The following is a 20,188-nucleotide window of genomic DNA, read 5'->3' on the forward strand; positions in this document are numbered from 1 at the left end:
GCTCCTCTTGTCTCATCCGTTGCAACACCGACAATTTGAACTCAGCGCTGTAGCGGCTGGACTTCTTCTGCAGGCCGCTCAGGCCATGCTGTTCATAGCTTTTCACCCAACGCCTGACGGTGGCATGGTCAAGACCGTACTGCTTGGCCAGCCTCCTATAACCCTCTTGTCCTTCTGTGTAGCGCTGTACGACTAATAGCTTGAACGCTTCCTTATACTTCGCCATGAAAAACACCCCAATCGCTGGATGAGTGTCCAACTTTTGGGGTGCAGTTCATTAACGAGAGCGGGTTTTCTGTTTCCAGTCTGCCTGCTTGTTTCTAACCTGACTGTCTATTTTCCAGCCTGACCGGTATATAAGCTCGCGCTCCGGTCTTGCGATCGTGTGTAGCGCCCCCGCTTTGCGGTAGGGCGCTTTTTTTTGGCTATAAACTGATAAGGCGTTGCAGAAAGGAGCGCTAGGGCTCTGCCTGAAAGGTCGGCTAGCGAAGACAAGACAAGGCAAAAATTGGCAAAGAAACGGAGTTTACGGGGTGTAAATGAGTATTCTGAGCCAATTTTTAACGCCGTATTGTCGAGCTCAGGCACTTTTCAGACAGAGCCTAAGCCAGGGTGGCGTGCTGCTCGTCAACCACAAGGCTATCGAGCAGGAGATCCAGTTCGGTAATGCGCTTCACCCGCTGAAAGTTCTGCTCGGCTTCGGCGCTGCCTTGGCGCATTTGGGCAAGCCACTGCTTTACTAGAGAGACGACAACGCGGTCAGGCAGCTGTTGGCGCTGTAGGGCGGCGTACTCCTTGAGCACATTGGCGCGCATTGCCCAGCTGCTTTCGGGCAGTCGCTCACCGGTTTGAAGCCAATGGCGAATGCGTGGGGCAAGCCAAGGGTCCGCGAGGGCGCTGCGCCCTAGCATCACATCGCGACAGCCTGAAAGCGTGCGCGCTTTCCAGTAATCTTCCAGCGTCCAGATGTCGCCATTGGCGACCACCGGGATGCTTACGTTGCGGCGAATCTTGCCGATCCACTCCCAGTGGGCTGGGGGGCGGTAGCCTTCGTCACGGGTGCGCGCGTGCACCACTAGTTGTGCTGCGCCACCGGCTTCAGTGGCTTGAGCGCAGGCAACCGCTAAACGGCGATTAGCAAAGCCCAGGCGAATCTTGGCGGTCACCGGGATTTCCCCGTCTAAAGCATCGTGAACGGCTCTAACCGCTTGATAGACGCGATCGGGCTGACGTAGCAGCGAAGCGCCGCCATCGTGGCGATTAACCAGTTTGGCTGGGCAGCCGAAATTAAGGTCAACGCTGACGGCGCCAAGCTTGAGCGCCTGCTGCGCATTCGCCGCTAGAGCAGCAGGGTCAGAGCCCAGTAGCTGTAAATGCACAGGAATACCGCTCGGCGTTGCTACCGGCGGTTGCGCAAGTTCCGGGCAATGCTTATAAAAGACTCTTGGCGGTAGGCGTGCATCGACCACGCGGACAAATTCGGTAACCGTCCAGTCGAAACCCGCATGACGGGTCAGCAGATCTCGGGTCAGTGCATCAATCACCCCTTCCATCGGGGCTAGGCCGATTCTGCCGTTTTGTAGTAAATTAACAACCATGTCTTCCACTATCGCGCCATTGCATTCTATTCTGGGTGTGGCAGGTTAGTGTATTCCCCTCACTGCGCCAAGCGCCTTTATCGGTATTGGCGTAATGATGCGCGTATGAACTATTTAAAAATGGTACACAAAGACGGTACTTAGAGACACGCTACTTAGAGATATAGGAGAGCGCCTTATGCAGAATCAAGAACTCTTACAAGATGGGTTGGCGTTGATGGCGCTGGGTATGGGCGTGGTGTTTGTTTTTCTTACCCTTTTAGTTATCAGCGTCACACTGATGTCGAAGCTTATTGGGCGGTTTCAACCCGTTCCGGTACCTGTTGAAGCGGGCAGAAAATCGCCGCCGCCGCCAGCCGCTTCCACTGAGAAAGATGAGATCATGGCGGTGATCAGTGCTGCAGTGCATCGATACCGTTCAACACGGCGTCGCTAACTTTCTCGATTTTTTTCATTTCAGCCCTCTTTTGGCTATTTTTTTGTTATTTTTACTACAAACTTATAACTCTCTACGGTGAGCCAAGACCATGAACGAAACAAAACGCCCACTAGGCATTACCGATGTCGTGCTGCGCGATGCCCATCAATCGCTGTTTGCCACGCGTATGCGCTTGGACGATATGCTGCCGATTGCTGAAAAGCTTGATCGCGTTGGCTATTGGTCGCTGGAAACCTGGGGTGGGGCGACCTATGACGCCTGTATCCGCTATTTGGGCGAAGACCCGTGGGAGCGTATTCGTGCCCTGAAAGAGGCCATGCCCAATACGCCCCAGGCGATGTTACTACGTGGTCAAAACCTGCTGGGCTACCGCCACTACGCCGATGACGTGGTCGATAAATTTGTCGAACAGGCGAAAACCAACGGTGTTGATGTCTTCCGGGTCTTTGACGCCATGAATGATCCGCGTAATTTGGAGCGCGCCATTCAGGCGGTGCGTAACGTAGAAGGCCATGCCCAAGGCACCATCTCTTATACCGTGAGCCCGGTACATACCCTGGATAGCTGGGTCGATCTCGCCAAAACCATTGCCGGTTTGGGCGCAGATTCATTGGCTATCAAGGATATGGCGGGGCTGCTGACGCCCTACACGGCGTTCGACTTGGTGACGCGGCTCAAGAAAGAGCTGTCGATTCCAGTGCATTTGCACTGTCACGCGACCACCGGCCTTTCCACCTCCACCATTTTGAAAGCGGTGGAGGCGGGCATTGATAACGTTGATACCTCAATCTCCTCCATGTCGATGACCTACGGCCACAGCCCGACCGAATCTGTCGTGGCGATGCTCAAAGACACCGGCCGCGACACCGGGTTGGATCTCGAGCTGCTGGAAGATATTGCCGGTTACTTCCGCGAAGTGCGCAAGAAGTACGCCGCCTTTGAAGGCTCGCTGCGCGGTATTGATTCGCGCATTCTGATTGCTCAGGTGCCCGGTGGCATGCTGACCAATATGGAAGGCCAGCTCAAAGAGCAGGGCGCGGGCGATAAGCTGGACGACGTGCTAAGCGAGATCCCGCGCGTACGCGAGGACCTGGGCTTTATCCCGCTGGTAACGCCCACGTCGCAAATCGTCGGCACCCAGGCGGTGATGAACGTGATGATGGGCGAGCGTTATAAGTCGATCTCCAAGGAAGTTCAAGCGCTGCTAAAGGGAGAATACGGCGCCGCCCCGGCACCGTTTAATGCCGAGCTGCAAAAGCGCGTGTTGGAAGGCGGCGAACCGATTACCTGTCGCCCGGCGGACAATCTCTCACCTGAAATGGATAGATTGGCCGCCGAACTGAAGGAGAAGGCCAGCGCTGAAGGTATCCGCTTGGCCGAAGGCAAGCGCGAAGTCGATGATGTGCTGACCTATGCGCTGTTTCCGCAGATTGGTTTGAAGTTCCTCAAGAACCGCGATAATCCCGATGCCTTTGAGCCCGTTCCCCAGTTAGCTGAAGCAAGCGCTGAAAAGACGCCCGCCAAGGCAGAAAGCAAAGCGCCCGCCACGAGCAGCGGCCCGGAAACCTACACTGTGAAACTCAACGGCAAATCCTTCGTGGTGGAGGTTTCTGAAGGCGGTGAGCTGGGCGAGGTGCAAGAGCAAACGGCAGCCGCACCCAAAGAGGAAGCGCCTGCACCCAGTGGTGAAAGCATTGATGCGCCGCTAGCAGGTAATATCTTTAAGGTGAACGTTCGCCCCGGTGAGCAAGTCGCTGAAGGTGATGTGGTCATCATTCTTGAAGCGATGAAAATGGAAACCGAAGTGCGTGCCAGCAGCGCAGGCACAGTGTCTAAGGTCAACGTCAGCGAGGGCGACAGCGTAGCCGTAGGCGATACGTTGATCGAGCTCTAAGGGCCCAGTAATGGATAAATTAGTGACGTTATGGGAAGGCTCGGGGCTATATAACCTTGAGCTCGGTCAAGCGGCGATGATCATGGTGGGTCTTCTGCTGCTTTACCTTGCCATTTATAAGAAGTTTGAGCCGTTGCTACTGGTGCCGATTGGTTTTGGCGGCATTCTGGCCAATATCCCTGAAGCCGGGCTAGCCATTTCTGCGCTCGACCAGGCGATTGAGGTGGCCAAGCCGGCGGTGCTACAGCAAATGGCAGCAGCGCTGGGTGCGTCCCTTGACCCACTGGCGAACTTAGACGCATGGCGGGAGTCGCTGAAGATGATCGCCCATGATGGCGTCGCACCCGACCAGCTGCGTGCTGCGCGAGACATCGCCGTGGGTGTTGGCTACAGCGACGGCATGCTTTATAACTTCTATAAAGTCGCAATCGGCTCGGGTATCGCCCCGCTGATTATCTTTATGGGCGTTGGGGCAATGACTGACTTTGGCCCGCTGCTGGCGAACCCGCGCACGCTGTTTTTAGGTGCCGCCGCTCAGTTTGGTATTTTTGCTACGCTGTTTGGCGCCGTGGCGCTGACCTCGATGGGCGTCATGGACTTCTCTCTCAATCAGGCGGCCGCGATTGGTATTATCGGCGGTGCGGATGGCCCGACCTCCATCTACGTCTCCAGCGTACTGGCGCCTGAATTACTGGGGGCGATTGCCGTGGCCGCTTACGCCTACATGGCGTTGGTGCCGCTGATTCAGCCGCCGATCATGCGTCTGCTGACGACCGATAAAGAGCGGCAAATCAAGATGACCCAGCTGCGCCCGGTCTCCAAGCTGGAAAAAGTGGTCTTCCCACTGATGCTGTTGATTCTGGTCGCACTGTTTCTGCCCGATGCCGCCCCGCTACTCGGTATGTTCTGCTTCGGTAACTTGATGCGCGAGTGCGGTGTGGTCGAGCGTTTATCGGATACTGCGCAGAATTCCCTGATCAATATTGTGACCATTATTCTGGGGCTGTCCGTCGGCTCCAAGTTAATGGCCGATAGCTTCCTGACGTTTGAAACGTTAGGCATTCTCGGGCTGGGGATTGTCGCCTTCGGGATCGGCACGGCCGCGGGGGTGTTAATGGCCAAGCTGATGAACATGGTCAGTAAAATGCCCATCAACCCGCTGATTGGTGCTGCCGGTGTTTCTGCGGTGCCGATGGCTGCCCGGGTGGCCAACAAGGTGGGGCTGGAGTCGAACCCGCATAACTTCCTGTTGATGCACGCCATGGGACCCAATGTGGCAGGTGTTATTGGGTCGGCGGTTGCGGCCGGGGTGATGATTAAATACCTTGGTTAACTAGTCCTCTGTCATCGCGAGCGAAGCGCGGCGATCTCGGTTTGTGTGCCACCGCAGGACGAGATTGCCGCGTCGCAAGCTCCTCGCAATGACATAGGGGGTGTTCATTGCGAACACAGTGAAGCAATTGTGGATTGGTTTTCAGTGTAGGCTTGAGATTGCTTCGTCGTAGGCTCCTCGCAATGACCGGTGGGTGTCATTGCGAACGAAGTGAAGCAATCTGGGGTTAGTGCTCAAGATAGGATGAGATTGCCGCGTCGCAAGCTCCTCGCAATGACATAGGGGGCCTTTTCGCTCTGCTGCGTCATGCCATTGGTGCAGAGAGAACCTCAATAGCGCTCTTCAAGCGGTTTTCTAGCGGGGAAAGGTCAAGTGGGTTGTCCCGTGGCCAACCAATGGTCAAGCGAACACCGTCGCCATCGTAATCCGCTTGCTCAATGGGGATAGCCTGCTCTTCGCACCAGGCGCGGGCAATCGCTTCATTGGCAAAGCCGAGCCGCAAGGTATAAAGATCGCGCTCGACCACTTCCCGGGTAGGTAGCGTCTCCAAAGCATGACTAACCGCCTGAGCGTAAGCGCGGGCCAAGCCGCCGGTACCTAACTTCGTCCCGCCAAAATAGCGGATCACCACGCAACCAATTTGACCTAATTGGCTGCCCTGCAGAACTTGATACATTGGGCGACCCGCGGTGCCGCCAGGTTCGCCATCATCAGAGAAGCCAATCAAATTTTGCTCGCCGGGTGGGCCAGCAATATAGGCCGTGCAGTGATGGCTCGCATTGGGATGCTCGGCTTTAGCCGCCGCCAGCATGCGGGTGAATGCATCAATGTCTGAGGCGTGGCAGGTCCAGGTAATAAAGTGACTTTTTTCGACTTCGATGTCAGTGGTCTGCCAAGACGAAAGGGGGAGTTCCGGCACCCGGTAACGCATTAATGCTCCGTGATAGTAGCCTTATTTTGCAGGCCAGTTTTTGGATGAGATTCAACACCCATCACCATGCCGAGCACCTGAATATCACGGTTATGCAAAAATAGCGCTGGCTGCAACGTATCCTCAGGCCATAGCTCTACGCCAAAGCGGCTGATCGAGAGCTGCTTCAAGACGATTTTTTGCTGGTTGATTTCGGCAACGGCGGTTTCTGTTTGGGCATCATGCTGATAACGCCGAATAATAATGACATCGCCATCGAACAAGTTGCAATCACGCATTGCGTTACCACGCACTTTAAGCGCATAGGTATTGCGACGAGTAATGCTAGGCGTCGGCGCATAGGTACGCGGGACCGAGTGTAAGTGGTTAGGCTTAACGGTAGGTGCTGCCATCGATATGGTCATTGAGAAATCTCCATTGCATGTTCTTTCATACAGTGGTTTTCAGTATAGACCTGTTTTTGCATACAGTGCTAGCAGTAATTGGTCTTACGCCATATTGATTGAGGTCATGCTGCGACCCAGCGCCGCATAGAGTGAGTGGCGAGAAACGGGCTTTCCGTGTAGAGTTCGACGCGAAATCAATGTGCCTGGAGAGACTCTTGAGCCTGTGTCTACAAGCCCGACAGCTGTCCTGCGAACGTGATGATCGCTCACTGTTTAAGGGGCTGGATCTCGATATTCGCAGCGGTGAAATCGTGCGAATTGAAGGGCCTAATGGCAGTGGTAAAACTAGCCTGCTTAAAATTCTCTCCGGGCAACTGAGCGACTATGAAGGCGAGCTGTTCTGGAATGGCGCTGCAATGCAGAGTGTCCGTGAACATTTTCTCGCTAATTTGCTCTATTTAGGACATGCCCCAGGCATCAAGTCTGGGCTATCCCCCTTAGAAAATTTAGCGTGGTATCAGGCGCTGAGTGGCGAGAGCAGTGGAGGACAGGGCAGCGGGGCACAAGAGGGCGAGGAGCAGCGCCTGGATGCCCTTGAACAGGTTGGCCTGGCAGGCTTTGAAGACGTGCCCGCCGCTCAACTCTCGGCAGGCCAGCAGCGCCGTGTGGCGCTGGCGCGATTGACGCTGACACCCCGCGCGCTGTGGGTGCTAGACGAGCCCTTCACCGCCATTGATCGCCACGGTGTTGCAGCCCTTGAAAGGCAACTGATTAGGCATGCTCAAGCGGGCGGCTGCGTGCTAGTAACGACACACCACGAGTTAGCCGCGTCATCGCTGTTAAGACGCATAGCGCTGGGGTAGAGGAGACCGGATTGCAGGAAACAGGGTTGCAGAAAACAGGCTTGCACAGCTCTTCAGATAGCTCTCTAAACGGATCAGACTCCGTCATGGATGCCCCTTCAGTGCCACTGCTTGAGCATCAGGGCGGGCTGATGATCGCGGTGAAGGCCACGTTGGTGCGTGATTTGACGCTGCTGCTGAGACGTCGCGGTGAAGTGCTCAATCCGCTGGTGTTTTTTGCTCTGGTGATCACCCTGTTTCCGATCGCTATTTCACCCGACCCTGAGCTGTTGGCGACGATTGCGCCGGGGTTGCTATGGGTGGCGGCACTGTTAGCCGCGCTGCTGTCACTAGATAGCCTGTTTCGCAGTGACTACGACGACGGCAGCCTTGAACAGCTGTTACTCGCTCCGCAGCCGCTGGCTGCATTAAGCGTGGCGAAAGTGGCCGTGCATTGGCTGCTGACCGGGCTGCCGTTGGCACTGATGGCGCCACTGCTGGGCATTATGCTCGCACTGCCTGCGGGTAGTTACGCGGTGTTGGCGCTATCGCTGGCGCTGGGCACGGCGAGCTTGAGCCTGATTGGTGCCATTGGGGCGGCGTTAACCGTCGGCTTGGCGCGGGGCGGCGTACTGCTCTCGCTGCTAGTGCTGCCGCTGTATATTCCGGTACTCATTTTTGGCGCAGGTGCCGTCCAGGCGGCTATTTTGGGCGACGGTGTCTCTGCGCACTTGGCTATCTTAGGCGCGCTGCTGGCCGCTTCACTTATGTTAGCGCCGTGGGCGATTGCCGCATCGCTGCGTATCAGTATTAACGGTTAAGGACAGGACACGCTATGTGGGCCTTTATACACAAACTGGGATCACCCAAGTGGTTCTATGGCATTAGCGCCAAATTACAGCCCTGGTTTTGGGCCGCAGCGGTGCTGTTATTGGTCACTGGCTCGCTGTGGGGGCTGGCGTTTGCGCCTGCGGATTATCAACAGGGCAACAGCTTCCGGATCATTTATGTTCACGTGCCGGCGGCCTTTTTAGCTCAATCGATTTTTATCTCCATGGCAGTGTCTGGGCTGGTGTTTATGGTCTGGAAAATTAAAGTCGCCGATATGGCGGCGGCAGTCATGGCACCGCTGGGCGCTGCGATGACCTTTGTCGCGCTATTTTCCGGTGCTGTATGGGGGGTGCCGACCTGGGGTACCTGGTGGATGTGGGATGCCCGGCTTACCTCCATGCTGATTCTGCTCTTTCTCTATTTAGGCGTGATTGCCCTGCGCGGTGCGTTTACCAGCCGCGATAGCGCCTCACGGGCAGCCTCGGTGCTGGCCATGGTGGGCGTCATCAACATTCCCATCATCAAATACTCGGTGGATTGGTGGTACACCCTGCACCAGCCAGCCTCGTTTACATTAACCTCGCGCCCAACGATGCCCACCGAAATGTGGCTACCGCTGGTCATTATGGTGCTGGGTTTCTACAGCTTTTTTATTGCCTTGACGCTGATGCGCACGCGCAGCGAGATCCTACGCCGAGAGTCGAGCAAGCGCTGGGTACAGGAGCTCGTTAACGGCCAGGTAGTGAATGCACAGGCAGAGGAGACGCGCTAATGGCATTTGCCTCATTTTCCGAATTTCTCGCCATGGGTGGCCATGCGCCTTACGTATGGTCTGCCTGGGGAGTAACGGCACTGCTGCTGGTGGCCACCGTTTGGCATGCACGTGTTGAACAACGTCAGTTACTGAATGGCATAAAGCGTCGGGCACGGCGCGCAAATAGCTTGAGAGAGAACGCCCAATGACCCCTAAACGTAAACAGAAACTCTTCGTCATTTTGGGTTTGGTATCGTTAACCGCGATTGCTGTCGGGCTAACGCTGTATGCGCTACGTGCCAACATTAATCTGTTTTTTAGCCCGGTGCAGATCGCCCAGGGCGATGCGCCCGTGGAACGACAGATTCGCGCGGGTGGCATGGTGAAAGAGGGCTCGGTGTCCCGTAACCCTGACAGCCTGGACGTCGCGTTTACCGTGACTGATTATGTCGATGACCTAGAGGTCTACTACAGCGGCATCCTTCCCGATCTATTCCGCGAAGGCCAAGGTGTGGTGGTGGTCGGGGAGCTTCAAACCGATGGCCGTTTGTATGCCGATAAAGTGCTGGCGCGTCACGATGAGAACTACATGCCGCCTGAAGTAGCGCAGGCACTTGAAGAGGCGGGCTATTCGCCAGCCGACTATCAGGCCAAAGCTGCCGAAGTGGGTAAGCGGCTTGATGAAGAGGGCGTCCCTCAAGCAAGCGAGTATTAACCCCCATCGTTTAACCGACTTGCCCTACCGCCAGTGCTAATTCGGAGCGCACATGCTGATTAAAATGATTCCTGAAATTGGCCACTTCGCCCTCATCATCGCGCTGTTGATGGCGATGGTGCAGGCAGTGATGCCCCTGGCCGGTGCAGCGACCCGCCGCCCACTGTGGATGGCGTATGGTCAGCCCATGGCGGCCGGGCAGTTTCTGTTCATTGCCATCGCCTACGCCTGTTTGACCGCGAGCTATATGCTGGATGACTTTAGCGTGGCGAACGTAGCGAATAACTCCAATACGCTGCTGCCGTGGTACTACAAATTCAGCGCGGTGTGGGGCAACCATGAGGGCTCTGTCCTGCTATGGAGCCTAATGCTGGCAGGCTGGGGCTTTGCGGCGAGCCTGTTCACCGGCAACTTGCCGCGGGATATGGTCGCTCGGGTGATGGGCGTCATGGGCATGGTATGTGTCGGTTTCTTACTATTCATCCTGATCACCTCTAACCCTTTTGAACGCTTGCTGCCCGACATGCCGCAAGACGGTGCCGACCTCAACCCGCTGCTGCAAGACTTCGGGCTAGTGGTGCATCCGCCGATGCTTTACATGGGCTATGTGGGTTTTTCCGTGGTCTTTGCCTTTGCGATTGCGGCTCTCATGGGAGGGCGCCTAGACGCCGCCTGGACGCGCTGGGCACGTCCCTGGACGAATCTGGCCTGGGCGTTTTTGACCGTGGGGATCGCCCTGGGCAGTTGGTGGGCCTATTACGAGCTTGGCTGGGGCGGCTGGTGGTTCTGGGACCCGGTCGAAAACGCGTCGCTGCTGCCCTGGTTAACGGGGACTGCGCTGGTGCACTCGCTGGCGGTGACCGAAAAGCGCGGCTCGTTTAAGAGCTGGACCGTGCTATTGGCGATCTCGACCTTTTCGCTGTCGCTGATGGGAACCTTCCTGGTGCGCTCCGGCGTGCTCACCTCGGTACATGCGTTTGCCAACGACCCTGCCCGTGGCTTCTTTATCCTGATGCTGCTGGCGATTACGGTGACGCTCTCGCTGCTGGTATTCGCACTGCGAGCCCCACGGGTCAGCCATAAAGTGGGCTTTAACTGGCTCTCTCGCGATGCGCTGCTGCTGGTCAATAATATCTTCCTGGTCATCATGACGGTCACCGTTTTGCTTGGCACCGTCTACCCGCTGATTCTTGACTCCCTGGGGCTGGGTAAAATCAGCGTGGGCCCGCCTTACTTCAATGCGCTGTTTGTACCGCTCACCGTGATGATGTGCATCTTTATGGGACTAGGCTCGGTAACGCGCTGGAAGGGGATGGCGGTGCGCGACCTAGTCCGTAAGCTCTGGTTGGCGGGCGTTTCTGCGCTGGTATTGGGCATACTGATGCCGCTGCTTTATCGCGGTGAGTGGAACCTGTTTGTCTCCCTGGGGATCGTCTCTGCGCTTTGGATTGTGCTACCGATGGTGCGCGATGTATTTGATAAAACTCGTCACGCCAGCTCGTTTATCGCCGGGTTACGCAAGCTCTCACTCTCTTACTGGGGCATGGTGTTAGGACACATTGGTGTGGCGGTCACGATTGTGGGTGTTGCGGTGGTTTCCAACTACAACATCGAGCGTAACGTGCGCATGTCGCCGGGTACCACGGTTGAAGTGGCGGGCTATCAGTTCACCATGACGGAGTTAGCCGAGCGTCGCGGGCCGAACTTTTTGGCAGACACCACGATCCTTCAGGTACAGCGTGGCGACACCGGTAGCAGTTTCACCATGCGCCCTGAAAAGCGCCTTTATCTCGCGACCGGTATGCCGATGACCCAGGTGGCTTTGCGACCGGGGCTGTTCCGTGATCTCTATGTGGCCATGGGCGAAGACCTTGGCGACGGCAGTTGGGCGATGCGCGTCCAATACAAACCCTTTGTACGCTGGCTATGGCTGGGTGCTCTGTTTATGGCATTTGGCGGCGTATTGGCAGTGCTCGACAAGCGCTATCGCCGCGCGACGGTCACTCGTGAGGCACCGAAAGCGTCCGGCAAAGGCGATACTGCGCAGGAGGCCGCTGTATGAAGCGTCGGTTACTGCTATTACTGCTGCCGGTTTGCTTTTTAGGCTTGGCGTTGTTCTTTTTCCAGGGCCTATCGCTGGATCCTTCCCAGCGCGATTCCGCGCTGATGGCGCGAGAGTTCCCGGCCTTTGAAGCCACCACGCTGCGCGATGAGAATCGGCGCGTGGATCAATCGCTGCTTCAGGGCGACGTCACCCTGGTTAACGTATGGGGCGAGTGGTGCCCCGCGTGTAAGCAGGAGATGCCCCAACTGCTGGAGCTGGCCGATCAGGATATTCGGATGGTCGGGGTTAACTACCGCGATACCCGCGAGAAAGGCATGGAGTTTCTCAGCGAGTTTGGCGATCCGTTTGAAGTGAATATTTTTGATCCAGAAGGCGAACTGGGTTTTGATCTTGGCGTTTACGGCGCTCCGGAAACCTTTCTGGTCGATGCCGACGGCGTTATTCGCTATCACCATAAGGGCTACGTATCGCCACAAGACGTCCGCGAACGAATCCTGCCGGAGGTGGAAAAATGGCGCTAATGCGAACCATGGCAGCGCTACTACTGCTGGTCATAGCGTTTGGTGCAGCGGCGGGGGGGATCGAGCTACGCGAGTTTGACGATCCGGTCATGGAGAAGCGCTATCACGATTTAACCGCCTCGATGCGCTGCCCGCTGTGTGAAAACCAGGCCATTGACGATTCCGATGCCCCTATCTCGGGGGACATGCGCGAGCGTGTCTACCAACTGCTGCAAGACGGCCAGTCGGACATCGAAATCGTCAATCATATGGTCCAGCGATTTGGCGAATATATTCTCTATAACCCGCGTTTGGAAAGCCGCACCTATCTGCTTTGGGGGCTGCCTATTGCGCTGGTGCTGCTAGGCGCGCTGGTGGTTGTGTTAATGATTCGTGCCCGCCGAAATGCCTCTGCTAAAGCGTTGAGCGCCGAAGAGCGCCAGCGTATAGATGCGCTGATTAACCGTAAGAGGTCTTCATGACGCTGCTCTGGATTGCGATTGCCGTTTTACTGCTCCCCGCGCTGTGGCTGCTGGTAGCGCCGCTAAGAAACGCACGTCGATTACATGATCAACAACACGCGTTTGAAACCAATGACACCTCTGCCGAGCAGAACGTGGCGATTTTTAAGCGTCGCTTAACGTCATTAGAAGCGGCGCGAGAGCGTGGCGACATTGACGCCGAGCGCTTTGAAGAAGACCGCTTGGAGCTTGAGCGTAGCCTGCTGGAAGACACCGCCGTGCGTGCGCGCCGGCCGCTCAAACCAGCGGGGGCGGGTCGCCTTGTGGTGCCGGTCGTTATGGTGGCCGTGGTAGTGGTCAGCGTGCTTTGGTATCAGCAAAAAGGTGCCGAAGGCGACCTAGTGCTGCTAGCGGTACAGCAAGAAGTACAGAATGACCCCGAAGGCTCGCTGGAAATGTATATCGAGCGGATGGAAGAGCAGGCCGAGCGTCAGCCGGATAACCCAAACGTGTGGAGCGCGCTGTTTCCGGTCTATCGCGAAACCGGACAGATGCCCCAGGCCGTCGATGCGCTTGAACGCTTGATGGAGATTGAGGGCCGCATTCCACCGCTGCTTGCTCAACTAGCGCAAATTCGTTTCTTTATGGCCGAGCGCGAACTCACCGATGAAGTGCAGGCGCTGGTCGATGAAACGCTGGAACAAGATCCACGCCAGCCGACCGTGCTAGGCATGCTAGGTATTCATGCCTTTGATAACGGTGACTATGAACAGGCTATCGACCGCTGGCGCCGTGCTGTGGCCAACATCGAAGACCCCAATACCGCCGCCTCGCTACGCGATGGCATTCGTGTTGCCCAAGAGCGGATGGGCGTTGCGCCTGAAGAGGCTGCCGTGGAAGCTGCCCAGAGTTCAGGCATTCGTGTGAGTGTCTCGTTAGACGAAAACCTCGCCGATCGCGTTGACGGTGATGACACGGTGTTTATTACCGCTCGTGATGTGGAAGGTGAGTTACCACCGCTGGCCGTGGTACAAGCACAAGTGTCTGAACTGCCCATGACCGTCGTGTTAGATAATAGCGTCGCCATGTCGCCCCAAGCGCAAATCTCTCAGGTACGGGAGGCACGTTTGGTGGTGCGCGTTTCGCCCTCTGGGCAAGCCATGCCCCAACCCGGTGATCTATTTGGTGATCTTGAGAGCGTCAGCGTCGGACCAATCTCAGATGATGAAGCCGCTGAGGTGGTCATTAACCGTGTCTTTGAATAATCGCAACGGGAACGCTGCCTAAGTATGCGCTTAACCTCGATTCGCTTAGTCGGGTTCAAGTCGTTTGTGGACCCCGTGACGGTACCCTTCGATGGCAATATGACCGCCATCGTGGGCCCCAACGGCTGCGGTAAATCCAACATTATTGATGCCGTGCGCTGGGTCATGGGGGAGTCCTCCGCTAAAACCCTGCGCGGCGAGTCTATGGCCGATGTCATTTTCAACGGCTCCACTGGCCGAAAGCCGATCAGCCAAGCTTCAATAGAGCTCAAGTTCGACAACCGCGACGGCAGTATGGGCGGCGTTTATGCGCAATATGCCGAAATCGTCGTTAGGCGCTTGGTAACGCGGGATGGGCAATCCAACTACTTCTTCAACGGTCAAAAGTGCCGTCGGCGCGATATTGCCGACCTATTTATGGGCACCGGCCTGGGGCCGCGCTCCTACGCCATTATCGGCCAGGGCATGATCTCGCGGTTGATCGAGGCCCGCCCCGACGACCTGCGCTCGACGCTGGAAGAGGCCGCGGGTATCTCCAAGTACAAAGAGCGCCGCCGGGAAACTGAAAACCGCATGCGGCGCACCCAGGAGAACCTGGAGCGTCTGGACGATATTCGCGAAGAGCTGGATAAACAGTTAGAGCGTCTCAAGCGTCAGGCCGAAGCCGCCAAGCGCTATCAGGATCTCAAGGAGCAGGAGTATCGGCTCAAGGGTGAGCTGGCGCTACTGCGCGGCCGTACCCTGCGGGCGGAGCAGTCCCATCAGGAGAGCCGCGTTCGCGAGTTGGAAATCGCGGTCGAAAAAGATGTCTTCGGCGTTCGTCAGTGCGAAACCCGCTTGGAACAAGCCCGCGAACAGCACGACGAACTCTCTGAAGTGCTCGACCGTCACCAACAGCAGTTTTTTGAAACCACCACGCGCATTGCCCGTCTGGAACAGGATCAGGCCCACCGCCGCAGCCGTGAAACCCAGCTCGCTAACGATATTGCCACGGCTCGCCGCGAATTGGGCGAGCAGCGCCGGGTTAGCGAAGGCGACCAGACTCGACTCGCCGCCATTGACGAGCGCTTTGACGATCTGCTTCCCGAGCACGAAGCCTTAGAGGAGCAGCTCGAAAGCCTGGAGCAGTCGCTAGCCGACGCGTCTCCCGCCCTGGAAGCCGCCGAGCAGCAGTGGGCCGATGCCGAAACCCGCTGGCGAGATGCCAGCCGCGACGCTGATCGTAGCCAGGATCAACTGCGCGACCTGGAGCAGCGCATTCAGCGGCTGCAAGCCGAAAATCAGCGCCGCCGCCAGCAGCGCAGTGAGGTCGCCGACCTCACCGGGCTACGCGAAGAGCATGCCGTATGCGAAGAGCAGTTAGCGGATGCCCAGCAGCAGGCGGAAGGTTTTCAAGCCCAGCGGGATCAATGGCAGCAGCGCTACGGCGATGCCAAGGCGGCCTACCAGCAGGCGACTCAAACGCGCGATCATCAGCGCGCTGAACTGAGCCAACGTCAGGGGGAGCTGGCCTCCCTGCAAGCGTTGATTGATGCGGCACTGGTGGATCATGACCCTGCGATAGGCACGACCCTGGAAGCGCATGGTTTGGCAGAGGCCCCCCAGCTGGGCGAGGTATTACAAGTAGCACCAGGTTGGGAAGCGCTTACTTCCTGGTTGCTTGCGCCGTGGCTCAATGCACGTTTAGTCACTCGCCATCAGTTAGCGGCCTTGCCAGAGGCCTTAGCCACCGATTGGCGTTTGATCGATCAAACCTCGCCAGCTCCCTCCACCTCAGGTCAGCGATTAGACAGTTTGGTCAAAGGCGCAGGCGCGCTGGGCGAGTGGTTAGCAAGCATTCACTATACGCAAACGGCCGATGAGGCAGAGGCGCAGGTAGCGCATTTGGCCCCCGGCGAAAGCGTGGTGAGCCAGGATGGGGTTTGGTTGGGCCGTGGCTGGCTGCATCAGCAGGCCAACGGCGAAGGCATCGACGGTCTTCTATTGACCCGCCGCCGCTACGACGAGCTTTCCGCTCAGCGCGAAAGTGAAGAAGAGGCCTTGGCGCTGGCAGAGGAGCAGTGTGAGGCGGCCAGTGAGACGATTGAAGCGCTGGAGCAGGCTCGCGAGCAGCAGGCCGAACAGGAGCGTGCTCACGCCACCACCCTGCAGCAGCTGGCGGTAAAAGAGCGTAGTTTGGCCCAGCGCTTGGAACACCTTGAAGGTCGTGCAACGGAGCTCGATGAAGAGCTTGCCCAGCTACAAGAGGATGAAGCAGAGTTAGCGCTTACTCTTGATGAGCAGCGCGCCCGCTGGCATGTAGCGATGGAGCAGCTGGAGAGCACCGCCGAAGCACGGGAAACCAGTGCCGAGCAGCGCAACCGGCAGCGCGAGGCCCGTGATCAACTGACCCAGCAGCATGCGCCGCTCAAAGCGCAGCAGCAGGCGTTGGCACTTGAGCGTGAACGCTTAAGCGCTGAGCGGGATAGCCTGCGCTCTCAGCAGGCGCGCTCAAGTGATTCTGAGGAGCGCCTCTCGCTGCGTATTGCCGAGCTTGAAGAGTCGCGGGAGATGTTGGTCGAGCCCGACGAGCTGGCGGGGGAAGAACTTGAAGAGCTGCTTCATCAGCGTGAGCAGCAGGAGGGGCGCTTAAACGCGACTCGTCAGCAGGCCCAGGCACTGGCTGAGCAACTGCGCAGTGACGAACTTGCCCGTCAGCAGCATGAACGTAACCTGGAGCAGAGTCGTGAGCAGCTCCAGCAGCGGCGTATGGACGTGCAGGCGCTGGCACTTAAAGCCGCCACCCAGGATGAGCAGCTAACGGAGCTTGGCCATAACGTCGAGACCCTCACTGAGCAGTTGCCCCAGGACGCGACGGAAACCCGTTGGCAGGAAGTTCTGGAAAGTACCACGGACAAGATTCGCCGCTTGGGGGCGATCAACCTCGCCGCCATTGAGGAGTATGACCAGCAGGCCGAGCGACGAAATTATCTGGAAGCGCAGCACGCCGAACTGACCGAAGCGCTGGAAACCCTTGAACGGGCGATTAAGCGTATTGACCAAGAAACCCGGGTGCGCTTCCGCGAGACCTTTGATCAGGTCAATGCCGGGTTGCAGGCGCTGTTCCCCCGTGTATTCGGCGGCGGTGCGGCATGGTTAACGCTAACCGGCGATGACCTGTTGGAAACCGGCGTGGCGATTATGGCGCGCCCGCCGGGTAAGAAGAACAGCACCATTCATCTGCTATCGGGCGGTGAAAAAGCGCTGACTGCACTATCGTTGGTATTCGCTATCTTTCAGCTCAACCCTGCGCCGTTCTGTATGCTGGATGAAGTGGATGCACCGCTGGATGACGCCAACGTGGGCCGTTACGCCCGGTTGGTGAAAGAGATGTCTGAGAACGTGCAGTTTATCTATATCACTCACAATAAAATTGCCATGGAAGCCGCCGAGCGCTTGATGGGGGTGACCATGCAAGAGCCCGGCGTATCTAGGTTAGTCTCGGTGGGTATTGAAGAAGCGGCAGCGCTGGTCGATTAAGCGCCTTTTTCCTTCACCTTCAAAAGTCTTGCTGAGCAAGAAATTAACGATAGCCGCTTAGTGCGTGTACTAGATGAGCGTTGGGATATTACGGTGCATATACATCTAACACGACCGGCCGCCCCATCAGTGCGACAGCAGAAGAATTTTGGAAGAGACTGTAACTATAAACAGCAGTTTGTTAATCATGGAGTGATAAACGTTATGCAAATACGCAAAAAAATGTCCTAACGCGCTCAAGTTAACTATATTACCTCTATTAATGTTTGGTATGAGAACGTTAAGCAGCTTATAAATGGATCTTGCCAAGGGGGATGATTAGCACGTTAGTAAGCAAATGGCTGAAACGGTTATGCACTTCCCAACGGTCAAAATGGCTTTTGTAGCTTTCGAGCTTCCTTTATAAAGCGATGTATAACGATTAGATCAAAGGCTCGTGGCACTTTTGGCTGAAGTTAAGGTCGGACTTTTGCCTTAACCGGCTTCAATAACAGTCTCAAAAGCGTGAAAATAGCGTAATTATCAGCAAAAATTGGCCCTTTTCATAGCAATCGCGCTATGCTTGGTGGCAAGTACTTATTAAATAGCAGTTACCCATATTTAGGCATGGTGCCTTAGCAACCGGCAAGATGACCATGGAACGTTCGACATGGAACTAAGAGAGTGGCTAATCATTTTAGGGCTGGCGTTGGTATCGCTCATCGTTATAGACGGTGCGCGAAGACTTCAACGTCAGCGTCGTGTACCCCGTCTGGATCAGGCGGAAAAGGATCTTTCAGCTAGTCAGCTAGAAGATGATCCCGATGAAGCTGCTAAAGCAGCAGAGATCAATTGGGAACTACCCAATGGCGGTGCACGAGTCGTTAAGCCCGCTGACTATAGTGGCTTAGGTAATAAACCAAAGTTAGAGCGTCAAGAGCATCCTGGCCCTTCCAGAGTGCTTTCTGAGTTTAGGCGTTCGGCGTCAGCTAAAGCAGCCAAACGCAAAGCTGCAAAAGCGGAATCCATCGCTAATTCCCAATCAATAGCAGCAGAAAAAGCGGAGCGCCCAGCCGTCGCTAAAGCAAATACTGCGACGACTTCACCCTCCATGCCGACTGAGCATGAGCGCCTTGAGCCCAGTATTTCTATGGCAAGTACTTCAATGAACAGCACTTCAAAGGCCAGTACCTTAAAGGCTGCTGAGGTTCCTCAAGATAGAGAGGCCGTATCGCAACACGAAGCCGAGCCAACGGCGGCCGCTGATTCTGCTGCAATGGCTAACGCAACCGCTTCTAACGCGAACGCTGAAGCAACTGAGCCTGCTCCACAGGCCGCTATAAAAGAAGACTCAACGACCCGTGAGGCAGCTGCTTCGCCTGATGACATGTCTATTCGCGCAAGCGAAACGGATACGGAAGCCTCTGTTCAGCCTGATTATGACGCTGAACCGGTACTGCGTGCTGAGCCAGAAGATGCCGTATTTGCAAAACATGCTAATGATCACTCTCCTAAACGTCGTCAGTTGCGTTCCGATACAGCCGGGGAGCACGACGAGCTGGACGATGACGAAGTGGATGAGTACCGGTTAATCGACTTTGAAGGCATGGGCCGCTCATTGAAGCGCCGGTTGATCGAGCGTCGTAAAGAGAAACAACGTAAAAAGGCTGAGAAAGCGCTGCGAGATAAGGAGCTGGCCAAGCAGAAAGCTGAGCGTAAAGCAGAGGAAGCGGAACAGCGGCGTGAAGCGAAAGAAGCCGCCGATGCTGAGCGTGCTCGCGTAGCCCAAGAGCAGGCGCAGGCACGTGAAGAGGCAGCAGCCAATGCAGCGGCCGCGGATAGACTGGCTGCTCAGCAGCGAGCGGATGATCAAGCTCGTGAAGCGTCTCGGTATGAAGAGCCCCTTTATGAAGAGGGCTACTCTGCTGATTTTGACGAAAACGCCGATTATGCCAGTGATGCTGCTTATGACGATCGCGCTGCTGAGGAGCGCGGGGGGAATGATAGCGTCCGCATACATCCCACATTAGAAAAAGCCCTACGTCACGATGTGAGCGGCGAACACGCCAAAGAGACGCTTTCCAGCGCTGAAGAAGTGGTTGTTATCAGCGTTCTCTCCCGTGATCCCGAAGGGTTTGACGGTAGCAAGCTGCTGGAACTCATGATGGTGTGTGGCTTGCGCTATAGCCGTGAAATGGGCATTTTCCACCGCTTTGAAACGGAAAGTGATGACAGCGAACTGCAGTTCTCCATGGTCAATGTCGTTAAACCAGGCACCTTCCCCATTGAAGAGATGGGCGAGTTCATGACCCCAGGCATCACCTTACTGATGCCACTGCCGGGTGCACTTGATAGCGCAGCCGCGTTCGAGGCGATGGTTGAAACCGCCATGGTCGTGGTACGTCATATGGGCGGCGAACTGAAAGATGAAAACCGCAGTGTGATGACCGCACAAACGATCGAGTTTGCCCGTCAGCGGGTGCGTGAATTTGAGCGTCGCCATCGTCTGCATCGGCATATGCAAGTCCGCTAAATCACACTGGCTGTTCAACACCCGCCTTCTTGCCAGAAGGCGGGTGTTTTTGTTCAATAAACGCTAATTTTACAGTCGTTCAGTTTTCACGTTCGTTCAATTTTTAAATTGCTTAGGTTTTGCGTTGTCGCTGCCGAGTACTG

General features: G+C 56.3%; 18 protein-coding genes. 14 read left to right on the forward strand and 4 right to left on the reverse strand.

Annotated features, from left to right (window positions below; genetic code table 11):
* Both V8L70_RS10920 and V8L70_RS10925 read right to left on the reverse strand, forming a co-directional pair.
* Positions 1-226: helix-turn-helix domain-containing protein (locus tag V8L70_RS10920; RefSeq protein ID WP_336269395.1), on the reverse strand; the 226-nt coding region annotated here is incomplete at its 3' end.
* Between the two features lie 376 nt (positions 227-602).
* On the reverse strand, positions 603-1,598 hold the full coding sequence (locus tag V8L70_RS10925; RefSeq protein WP_232774972.1) for a tRNA dihydrouridine synthase: 996 nt from the start codon (positions 1,596-1,598) through the stop codon (positions 603-605).
* Between the two features lie 178 nt (positions 1,599-1,776).
* On the opposite strand from V8L70_RS10925, the gene V8L70_RS10930 reads away from it, so the two are divergent.
* The 3 genes from V8L70_RS10930 (at position 1,777) to V8L70_RS10940 (ending at position 5,264) form a co-directional block, all read left to right on the forward strand.
* The gene (locus V8L70_RS10930) at positions 1,777-2,034 is read left to right on the forward strand and encodes an OadG family protein (RefSeq protein WP_101147916.1); all 258 of its coding nucleotides are present in this window, start codon (positions 1,777-1,779) and stop codon (positions 2,032-2,034) included.
* Positions 2,035-2,125: 91 nt separating this feature from the next.
* Positions 2,126-3,931 (forward strand): sodium-extruding oxaloacetate decarboxylase subunit alpha, encoded by a 1,806-nt coding sequence (gene oadA / locus V8L70_RS10935; RefSeq protein WP_101147917.1) that lies wholly within the window; start codon positions 2,126-2,128, stop codon positions 3,929-3,931.
* A 10-nt stretch (positions 3,932-3,941) separates the two neighbouring features.
* Positions 3,942-5,264: a sodium ion-translocating decarboxylase subunit beta gene (locus tag V8L70_RS10940; RefSeq protein ID WP_101147918.1), complete on the forward strand. Its 1,323-nt coding sequence runs from the start codon at positions 3,942-3,944 to the stop codon at positions 5,262-5,264.
* A gap of 304 nt (positions 5,265-5,568) precedes the next feature.
* Here the strand turns inward: V8L70_RS10940 and V8L70_RS10945 are convergent, their stop codons facing one another.
* Positions 5,569-6,195 (reverse strand): IMPACT family protein, encoded by a 627-nt coding sequence (locus V8L70_RS10945; RefSeq protein ID WP_101147919.1) that lies wholly within the window; start codon positions 6,193-6,195, stop codon positions 5,569-5,571.
* Positions 6,195-6,599, reverse strand: coding sequence for a LexA family protein (locus V8L70_RS10950; protein ID WP_101147920.1), 405 nt, complete (start codon positions 6,597-6,599; stop codon positions 6,195-6,197). Before V8L70_RS10950 ends, V8L70_RS10945 begins: the two co-directional genes overlap by 1 nt.
* Before the next feature lie 197 nt (positions 6,600-6,796).
* Here V8L70_RS10950 and ccmA point away from each other — a divergent pair, with 197 nt between their 5' ends.
* The 11 genes from ccmA to zipA all read left to right on the forward strand — a co-directional run bounded on the left by ccmA (position 6,797) and on the right by zipA (position 20,045).
* Positions 6,797-7,444 (forward strand): cytochrome c biogenesis heme-transporting ATPase CcmA, encoded by a 648-nt coding sequence (gene ccmA, locus V8L70_RS10955; RefSeq protein ID WP_101147921.1) that lies wholly within the window; start codon positions 6,797-6,799, stop codon positions 7,442-7,444.
* 86 nt (positions 7,445-7,530) lie between these two features.
* Positions 7,531-8,244 (forward strand): heme exporter protein CcmB, encoded by a 714-nt coding sequence (ccmB, locus tag V8L70_RS10960; RefSeq protein ID WP_008957503.1) that lies wholly within the window; start codon positions 7,531-7,533, stop codon positions 8,242-8,244.
* Positions 8,245-8,258: 14 nt separating this feature from the next.
* Positions 8,259-9,026, forward strand: coding sequence for a heme ABC transporter permease (locus V8L70_RS10965; protein WP_008957502.1), 768 nt, complete (start codon positions 8,259-8,261; stop codon positions 9,024-9,026).
* Entirely contained in the window at positions 9,026-9,217 is a 192-nt protein-coding gene (gene ccmD / locus V8L70_RS10970) for a heme exporter protein CcmD (protein ID WP_008957501.1), read from the forward strand. The genes V8L70_RS10965 and ccmD overlap by 1 nt, the downstream gene beginning before the upstream one ends.
* Positions 9,214-9,723, forward strand: coding sequence for a cytochrome c maturation protein CcmE (gene ccmE / locus V8L70_RS10975; protein WP_101147922.1), 510 nt, complete (start codon positions 9,214-9,216; stop codon positions 9,721-9,723). Before ccmD ends, ccmE begins: the two co-directional genes overlap by 4 nt.
* A 52-nt stretch (positions 9,724-9,775) precedes the next feature.
* Entirely contained in the window at positions 9,776-11,785 is a 2,010-nt protein-coding gene (locus V8L70_RS10980) for a heme lyase CcmF/NrfE family subunit (protein ID WP_101147923.1), read from the forward strand.
* On the forward strand, positions 11,782-12,309 hold the full coding sequence (locus V8L70_RS10985) for a DsbE family thiol:disulfide interchange protein (RefSeq protein WP_008957498.1): 528 nt from the start codon (positions 11,782-11,784) through the stop codon (positions 12,307-12,309). The genes V8L70_RS10980 and V8L70_RS10985 overlap by 4 nt, the downstream gene beginning before the upstream one ends.
* Positions 12,300-12,770 (forward strand): cytochrome c-type biogenesis protein, encoded by a 471-nt coding sequence (locus V8L70_RS10990; RefSeq protein WP_101147924.1) that lies wholly within the window; start codon positions 12,300-12,302, stop codon positions 12,768-12,770. Before V8L70_RS10985 ends, V8L70_RS10990 begins: the two co-directional genes overlap by 10 nt.
* The gene (gene ccmI / locus V8L70_RS10995) at positions 12,767-14,014 is read left to right on the forward strand and encodes a c-type cytochrome biogenesis protein CcmI (protein WP_101147925.1); all 1,248 of its coding nucleotides are present in this window, start codon (positions 12,767-12,769) and stop codon (positions 14,012-14,014) included. The genes V8L70_RS10990 and ccmI overlap by 4 nt, the downstream gene beginning before the upstream one ends.
* Positions 14,015-14,038: 24 nt before the next feature.
* Positions 14,039-17,533 (forward strand): chromosome segregation protein SMC, encoded by a 3,495-nt coding sequence (gene smc, locus V8L70_RS11000; RefSeq protein ID WP_336269399.1) that lies wholly within the window; start codon positions 14,039-14,041, stop codon positions 17,531-17,533.
* Between the two features lie 649 nt (positions 17,534-18,182).
* Positions 18,183-20,045 carry a cell division protein ZipA gene (gene zipA / locus V8L70_RS11005; protein WP_101147927.1) on the forward strand — a complete coding sequence of 621 codons (1,863 nt, stop codon included), beginning with the start codon at positions 18,183-18,185 and terminating at the stop codon, positions 20,043-20,045.
* Positions 20,046-20,188 lie beyond the last annotated feature (143 nt).

The organism is Vreelandella arctica (genome assembly GCF_037070215.1).
In the GTDB taxonomy this organism is placed as follows: domain Bacteria; phylum Pseudomonadota; class Gammaproteobacteria; order Pseudomonadales; family Halomonadaceae; genus Vreelandella; species Vreelandella arctica.